This window comes from Variovorax sp. 01T439_2, assembly GCF_056398445.1.
On record NZ_JBFTPJ010000951.1, the window covers coordinates 1 to 2,238 of the forward strand.

Genomic DNA, 2,238 nt, shown 5'->3' on the forward strand with positions numbered 1-2,238 from the left:
GATCGGCACGCTCGAAGCCTTCCTGGGCGTGGCGCTGTTCCGCCGCACCCGCCACGGCGTGGCGCTCACCGCGAGCGGCGCGGCCTATGCGCGCCAGATCACCAAGCGGCTCGAGGCGATGGAGCGCGACACGCTCGACGCCATGGCGCACCAGGGCGAAGGCGGCTCGCTCTCATTGGCGGCGGTGCCCACCTTTGCCACGCGCTGGCTGATGCCGCGGCTCAAGGGCTTCGCGGCGCTGCAGCCCGACGTGGTGGTGCACATCGAGACGCGCACCCGGCCTTTCCTGTTTGCCGACGCGGAGTTCGACGCCGCGCTGTATGCCGGCACGCCCGCGCAGGTCGAGAACTGGGCCGGCACGCGCGCGCTCATGCTGATGCACGAGGACGTGGTGCCGGTGTGCAGCCCCTCGCTGTTGCTGCGCGGCAAGGCGGTCGCGCCCGCGGCCATCGCGCAGATGCCGCTCCTGCAGCAGAGCACGCGGCCCGACGGCTGGCGCCAGTGGTTCGACGCGCAGCAGGTCGATGCACCCAATGCACGCGGCGGGCCGCGCTACGAGCTCTTTTCCATCTTGGCCGCGGCCGCCTCGCACGGCCTGGGCGTGGCGCTGATGCCCACCATGCTGGTGGCCGACGAACTCGCGCGCGGCGAACTCGTGGTGGCCTGCGCGCGGCCGCTGTCGGGCGAGCGCAACTACTACCTCGTGACGCCCGAGCGCGCCGACCAGCGGCCGCTGCTGAAGTTCTTCAGCGACTGGCTGCTGGCCGAGGCGCAGCGCAGCGCCGTCTAACTAAGACAGTGCCGATATGATGGTCCGCACCATCGCGCGCACCGCCTTGCGCCCCTCACACCATGCTGAACAACCTCGCTCCCTTTCTCGTGCACTGGGCCATCACCGCGCTGTCGCTGTGGGTGGCCAGCCTGATCTTTCGCGGCATCAAGTTCGAGAGCACTTCCGCGCTCGTGATCTCGGCCCTGCTGCTGGGCCTGGCCAATGCCGTCGTCAAGCCGCTCCTGATCGTGCTCACGCTGCCGCTGACGCTGTTGACGCTCGGCCTGTTCCTGCTGGTGATCAACGCGCTGATGATCATGCTGGTGGCCGCGCTGGTGCGCGGGTTCAAGCTCTCGGGCTTCTGGACCGCGTTCTTCGCGAGCATCTTCATCTCGCTGCTGAGCATTGCGATCGATTCGCTGGTGAGCAGCGGCGACCCCGCCACCACCATCCAGATGCCGACGGGCAGCGGCAAGTGGCTGTAGCCGCGGCGGGATGCCGCCGATGGCCGGCATCCGCGTAATCACTGCCCCCGGGGCACTCGATTGGCGAGGATGATGTCGACAATATTCAATACTTTTGTCGACAAAAATAGCCGGACGCACCGGCGCTGAGCGGCTGAGGCCGTGCCGGCGGCGGGGGTGGCGTGCAACTTGCAAGGATCTGGACATGACGGACAGCAGCTCCCCCCGCTCCTCCTCCTCTTCCAAGGCCGCCGGCAAGGTCATGCGCATCGACCGCGACGGCGACGGCACCGTGCAATCGCTCACGCGCGCCATGCAGCTGCTCGAACTGCTGGCCGACGACGACGAGGGCTACCGCCTGGTCGACATCGCGGCGCGCAGCGGCCTCTCATCGTCCACCGCGCACCGCCTGCTCACCACGCTGGAGCAGCGCCAGTTCGTCCAGTTCGACCGCGAAACCAGCCTCTGGTATGTGGGCGTGCGCTGCTTCTCGGTGGGCGCGGCCTTCGGGCGCCGGCGCCGCATTGCGCACCTGGCGCTGCCGGTGATGCGGCGGCTGCGCGACAGCTCGGGCGAAAGCATCAACCTGGGCATTGCCGACCTGGGCGACATCGTGTTCGTCACACAGGTGGAAAGCCGCGAGCTGATGCGCGCCATCGGCAAGCCGGGTTTCCGCGCACCGCTGCACGGCACCGCCATGGGGCAGGCGATCCTGGCCGCCATGGCCGAGGACGACGTGCTGCAGTACCTGCGCACCTACGGCCTGCCCAAGCTCACGCCCAACACCATCGCACGCGCATCGCGGCTGCACGAAACGCTGGGCGAGGTGCGCCGCGCGGGCTATGCGGTGGACGACGAGCAGAACGCCGTGGGCCTGCGCTGCATTGCCGCCGCCATCCGCGACGAGCACGGCCAGCCCTTCGGCGCGATCTCGCTGGTGGGGCCGACGCAGCGCATCAAGGCGGCCGACTTCGCGCAGCTGGGCGCCACGGTGCGCGGCGC

General features: G+C 69.4%; 3 protein-coding genes. All 3 read left to right on the plus strand.

Annotation, left to right across the window (positions count from 1 at the left end; genetic code table 11):
- The coding region (locus AC1DOC_RS30270) for a LysR substrate-binding domain-containing protein (protein WP_478131185.1) at positions 1 to 790 on the plus strand (790 nt) is incomplete at its 5' end.
- Between the two features lie 62 nt (positions 791 to 852).
- A complete protein-coding gene (locus tag AC1DOC_RS30275; RefSeq protein ID WP_012745281.1) occupies positions 853 to 1,257 on the plus strand; it encodes a phage holin family protein in 405 nt (134 codons plus the stop codon).
- Positions 1,258 to 1,441: 184 nt separating this feature from the next.
- Positions 1,442 to 2,238 (plus strand): IclR family transcriptional regulator (locus AC1DOC_RS30280; protein WP_478131186.1); only part of this gene is annotated, 797 nt, incomplete at its 3' end.

What these genes read in the sequence shown, in the direction of transcription:
- AC1DOC_RS30275 (WP_012745281.1), top strand. Translation starts at nt 853, where the DNA reads ATGCTGAACAACCTCGCTCCCTTTCTCGTGCACTGGGCCATCACCGCG.